Raw genomic sequence first — 4,131 nt, 5'->3', positions numbered from 1 at the left:
AGCACCGCACGCCCGGCGAGGTGCCGCTGCCGCCCGCCGGCGTAGTCCCTGCGGGCGAGGTCGCGCTGCTTCTCCACCTCGACGACCTGACGCCTGAGACGCTTCCCCTCGGCCGCGTCGGGCGCGTGGCGGGGCTCCTGACACATGCCAACGGCGCGACCGATCCGGTGAAAGCGGCCGATCGCGCGGCGCTGGAGGACGGGTTGCAGCGAGCCGCCGCCCGGTTCGACTGCCCGGTGGTCGCGCTGGAGGATGGCTGGGCCGGGGAACTGCCGGTGGTCACCCCCGACGCTCCGGTCGGGCCGAGCGCCGCCGCGCTGCCGGCGGGGTGCGTGCGCATCCGGCGGCGCTGGGACGAGGCGGCCTGGCCGCATGCGACACGCGGCTACTCCCGGCTGCGCTCGGCGATCCCCGACGTCCTCGACGCCTGCGAGGTGTCATGAGCGAACTGACCGTCTGGCACGACGGCTCGTGCCCCTTGTGCCGGCGCGAGATCGCGCTGATGCGTCGCCTCGACCGGCACGGCGCCATCCGCTTCGTGGACGCGGCGGCCGTCGAGGGGGGCGACTGTCCGATCGACCGGGCCGAGCTTCTCGCCTGTTTCCATGCGCGCGAGGACGGGCGCATCCTCAGCGGCGCCGCGGCGTTCGCCGCCATGTGGCGCGCCATACCCACCCTGCGCCCGCTCGGGCTCCTGTTCCGCAGCCGCCCGGCGCTCGCGGTTCTGGAGGCGCTGTATCGCGGCTTCCTGCGCGCGCGCCCGCGCCTTCAGCGGCTGGCCTTGCGATGGGAGCGACCATGAGACCGACACCCGACCCGACCCGCGACGGCCAGGAAAGCGTCTGGGACTACCCGCGTCCCGCGATCGCGGAGCGGTGCGGCGCCCACATCGTCATCGAGCACAGGGGCCGCCGCATCGCCGACAGCCGCCGCAGCGTGCGCACGCTTGAGACCAGTCATCCGCCGACCTACTACATCCCGGTCGAGGACATCGCGCCCGGCATCCTTCGCCGCGGCGCCGGTCGGTCCATCTGCGAATGGAAGGGCGCCGCGACCTACTGGGACGTGGTGGTCGACGGCGAGGTGCTCGCCGCGGTCGGCTGGAGCTACGCGGCGCCGACGCCGGCCTTCGAGATCCTGCGCGACCACATCGCCTTCTACGCGCGGCCCCTCGACCGTTGCCTCGTCGACGGCGAGACGGTGACGCCGCAACCCGGCCCCTTCTACGGCGGCTGGATCACCTCGAAGGTCGCTGGTCCGTTCAAGGGCGGTCCGGGCACGATGGGCTGGTAGCACGGTGTCGAGGACGATTTCCGGCCGATAACCACCGGTTTTGCTGGCTACGGCCGGCAAACCGACCTATCTTGTCGTTCAGAGGCGTGTGCTGCGTGCGCCCTGGGCTTCCCAAAACCGACGGAGAACTGGATCAACCTTTCGCAAGAAGGATCGCAGAGCCATGTCCTCTCCGCCCGTCGCCGACAGCCGCAGCCCTCGCCCGTCCGGTCTCCTGCGCCGCTTCATGGGCAGCGAGGCCTCCGGCGGCCTCGTCCTGATGGCCGCCGCGGCGCTGGCGCTGATCGTCGCGAACTCGCCCGCCGCTCCCGCCTATTTCGAGGCGCTGCACGTCTATGTCGGAGGGCTCTCGGTCCTTCACTGGATCAACGACGCGCTGATGGCCGTGTTCTTCCTGCTCGTAGGCCTGGAGATCAAGCGCGAGGTCGTCGGCGGCCAGTTGTCGACGTGGCAGGCGCGCGCGCTGCCGGGTCTTGCCGCGCTCGGCGGCATGGCCGCGCCCGCCCTCATCTATGTCGCCTTCAACGCCGCGTCCCCGCAGAGCATCGGCGGGTGGGCGATCCCGGCCGCGACCGACATCGCCTTCGCGCTCGGCGTTCTGTCGCTCCTGGGCAAGCGCGTGCCGCTTTCGCTTAAGGTGTTCCTGACGGCCCTCGCCATCATCGACGATCTCGGCGCCGTGCTCATCATCGCCTTCTTCTATACGGCCGATCTGAATGTCGCGGCGCTCGGCGGCGCGGCGGTCGTCGTCGGCGTTCTCGTCGGCCTGAACCGCGCCGGGGTGACGCGTCTTCTGCCGTATCTCGCACTCGGCGCCGTGCTCTGGGGGCTCGTCTTCCTGTCGGGCATCCACGCGACGCTCGCCGGCGTCATCCTGGCGCTGACCATCCCGCTCGTCGTCGAGACGCCGGGGCTGCAGGAAGAGGAGCCGCCGCTTCTCAAGCTGGAGCACGCCATCCAGCCATGGGTCGCCTTCGCGATCGTCCCGATCTTCGGCTTCGCCAATGCGGGCGTCTCGTTCGCGGGCTTCAGCCCCTCGGCGCTTCTCGATCCGGTGCCGCTCGGCGTCGCGGCCGGCCTCTTCCTCGGCAAGCAGATCGGCGTCTTCGGGCTCGTCGCCCTCGCGGTGAAGGCGCGCGGGGCGAGCCTGCCGGAGCGGGCGACCTGGGTTCAGGTCTACGGCGTCTCGCTCCTGTGCGGCATCGGCTTCACGATGAGCCTCTTTATCGGCCTGCTCGCCTTTCCGACCGACCCGCTGCTGCAGGACGAGGTGAAGCTCGGCGTGCTTCTGGGGTCCGTCGCCTCGGGGATCGCCGGCGCCGCCGTCCTGTCTCTCGCCCGATCCCGAATGCCGCCGGCGGACGCGGCCGCCTGACGCGCTCGGTCCCGCCGCCGGAGCGGCGGGCCGCTTTCGTCAGCGGGACTGCTCGAGAACGTAGATCGGCGGCGCGTCCGGGCGCAGCATGTCGCGGGTGAGGTCCATGCTCGTCGTTCCCACGCGGTGCACGCGATCGCCGGGGAAGCGGTCGAGGAAACGCTCTACCGGCTCGATCGAAAGCACGCCCTTGGCGCTGTAATAGTGCATCGGGATGATCGCGCCGGGGCGGATGCGCTCGATCGCGCGGTCGAGATCGTCGAGCGCGATCGTCGCGTGCTCGCCCGTCAGCGCGAGGAGGAGATCGACCTTGCCGGCGAGCGCATCGAGATGCTCGTCCGCCACGGGATTTCCGATGTCGCCCATGTGGAGGACGCGGATGCCGCCGAGTTCGAACAGGTAGAGCGCGTTCGCGTCGGGATCGCGATTGAACTCCTTCCGGAAGTCGAAGGTCAGGCTCTCGTAGGCCGGGAACGAGCGCACCGCGAGGCCCTTCACCACCGTCCCTTCCGGCGGCAGTTCCAGCGTGTTGACCACCGCCGGGTTCCCGAGGACGTGGCTCGGATCGGAATGGAACCGGTCGGTCGCCGAGCTCATCAGGACGATGTCGGCCGGCTCGTCGATCCGGTCGAAGCCGCTGTTGCCGGGCGCCGGCGTGTAGGGATCGGTGACGACCGCAAGGCCGTCCGCTTCCAGCCGGAAGCTCGCATGGGCGTAGAAGGTGATCTTCATCGGGCTCCTCCCGGGCTCGAGGACGGACGTCAGGCGATCTTCTCGCCGTCGAAAAGCTCCCAGCTCTCGGTCAGTTCGCCCTGCTTCTGCGAGAAGGCCTGTATGTGCGCGGAGTTCATGTGCGCGTCCCAGAGCGCCCGGCTCTCCCAGTTTTCGTGAAAGACGAAGAGGCCGGGATCCTGGGCCGAGCGGTGGAGGTCGTAGTTGAGGCAGCCCTTTTCCGCACGCGTCGGCGCGACGAGCGCACGCAACTCGCGCTCGAGACCGGCTTCGCTGCCGGATTTCGCCTTCAAGCGGGCGACGACGGTCAGTGTGCTCATGGTCGAAAGTCTCCTCCGGCTTCCAGGACTGCGGGCCTGACGCAAGGGTAGGTGCCGACGGGTAGAGAGCAAGACCGCAGGACGGAACCGACGTCCCATCGCTGCGGACCGCTCGAACCGAACCGATGCGTTCAGTGGGCCGGCGGCGCGTGCTCGCCGGCTTCGATGCGGATCGGCAGGACGTTGCCGGGCGGGGGCAGGGGGCAGACCGCAAAATCGGTGAAGGCGCAGGGCGGGCTGACGGCGTGGTTGAAGTCGAGGACGATGGTGTCGTCCGTCACGTCCTCGCCGAACAGGAAGCGCGCGGCGGGATAGGTCTCGCCGGTCCTCGCCGTCGCGTCGCGGAAGACGAACTGCGGGCGCTCGGGCGTGCCGTGCGTGGCCAGAAGCTCGTATCGCTGTCCCTCCCGC

Annotated in this window: 6 protein-coding genes and 1 pseudogene; 4 read left to right on the top strand and 3 right to left on the bottom strand. The window is 70.1% G+C overall.

The window, feature by feature from the left end:
• The 4 genes and pseudogenes from QZ753_RS00035 to nhaA form a co-directional block, all read left to right on the top strand.
• A pseudogene (locus QZ753_RS00035) lies at window positions 1-443 on the top strand (deoxyribodipyrimidine photolyase); the annotation flags it as partial.
• Complete coding sequence (locus tag QZ753_RS00030) at window positions 440-802, top strand: thiol-disulfide oxidoreductase DCC family protein (protein WP_294640065.1); 363 nt, start codon at window positions 440-442, stop codon at window positions 800-802. The pseudogene QZ753_RS00035 and the gene QZ753_RS00030, both read left to right, overlap by 4 nt.
• Window positions 799-1,293, top strand: a complete 495-nt coding sequence (locus tag QZ753_RS00025; protein ID WP_294640063.1) for a DUF427 domain-containing protein — start codon at window positions 799-801, stop codon at window positions 1,291-1,293. Before QZ753_RS00030 ends, QZ753_RS00025 begins: the two co-directional genes overlap by 4 nt.
• A gap of 163 nt (window positions 1,294-1,456) precedes the next feature.
• A complete protein-coding gene (gene nhaA, locus QZ753_RS00020; RefSeq protein ID WP_294640061.1) occupies window positions 1,457-2,668 on the top strand; it encodes a Na+/H+ antiporter NhaA in 1,212 nt (403 codons plus the stop codon).
• Between the two features lie 39 nt (window positions 2,669-2,707).
• Here the strand turns inward: nhaA and QZ753_RS00015 are convergent, their stop codons facing one another.
• The 3 genes from QZ753_RS00015 to QZ753_RS00005 all read right to left on the bottom strand — a co-directional run.
• Window positions 2,708-3,400 (bottom strand): MBL fold metallo-hydrolase, encoded by a 693-nt coding sequence (locus QZ753_RS00015; protein WP_294640059.1) that lies wholly within the window; start codon window positions 3,398-3,400, stop codon window positions 2,708-2,710.
• A gap of 29 nt (window positions 3,401-3,429) precedes the next feature.
• Complete coding sequence (locus tag QZ753_RS00010; RefSeq protein ID WP_294640058.1) at window positions 3,430-3,720, bottom strand: putative quinol monooxygenase; 291 nt, start codon at window positions 3,718-3,720, stop codon at window positions 3,430-3,432.
• A gap of 131 nt (window positions 3,721-3,851) precedes the next feature.
• On the bottom strand, window positions 3,852-4,131 hold a 280-nt coding region (locus QZ753_RS00005; RefSeq protein ID WP_294640056.1), incomplete at its 5' end, for a DUF1684 domain-containing protein.

It is taken from the genome of uncultured Aureimonas sp. (assembly GCF_913775355.1).
Taxonomy (GTDB): Bacteria; Pseudomonadota; Alphaproteobacteria; order Rhizobiales; family Rhizobiaceae; genus Aureimonas.
The sequence above is the reverse complement of the archived record's forward strand: the minus strand, read 5'-3'. Positions and strand labels throughout refer to the sequence as shown.

Excerpts from the sequence above, each read along its gene's own strand:
- QZ753_RS00030 (WP_294640065.1), top strand. The coding sequence starts at position 440 with ATGAGCGAACTGACCGTCTGGCACGACGGCTCGTGCCCCTTGTGCCGG.
- QZ753_RS00025 (WP_294640063.1), top strand. The coding sequence starts at position 799 with ATGAGACCGACACCCGACCCGACCCGCGACGGCCAGGAAAGCGTCTGG.
- nhaA (WP_294640061.1), top strand. The coding sequence starts at position 1,457 with ATGTCCTCTCCGCCCGTCGCCGACAGCCGCAGCCCTCGCCCGTCCGGT.
- QZ753_RS00015 (WP_294640059.1), bottom strand. The coding sequence starts at position 3,400 with ATGAAGATCACCTTCTACGCCCATGCGAGCTTCCGGCTGGAAGCGGAC.
- QZ753_RS00010 (WP_294640058.1), bottom strand. The coding sequence starts at position 3,720 with ATGAGCACACTGACCGTCGTCGCCCGCTTGAAGGCGAAATCCGGCAGC.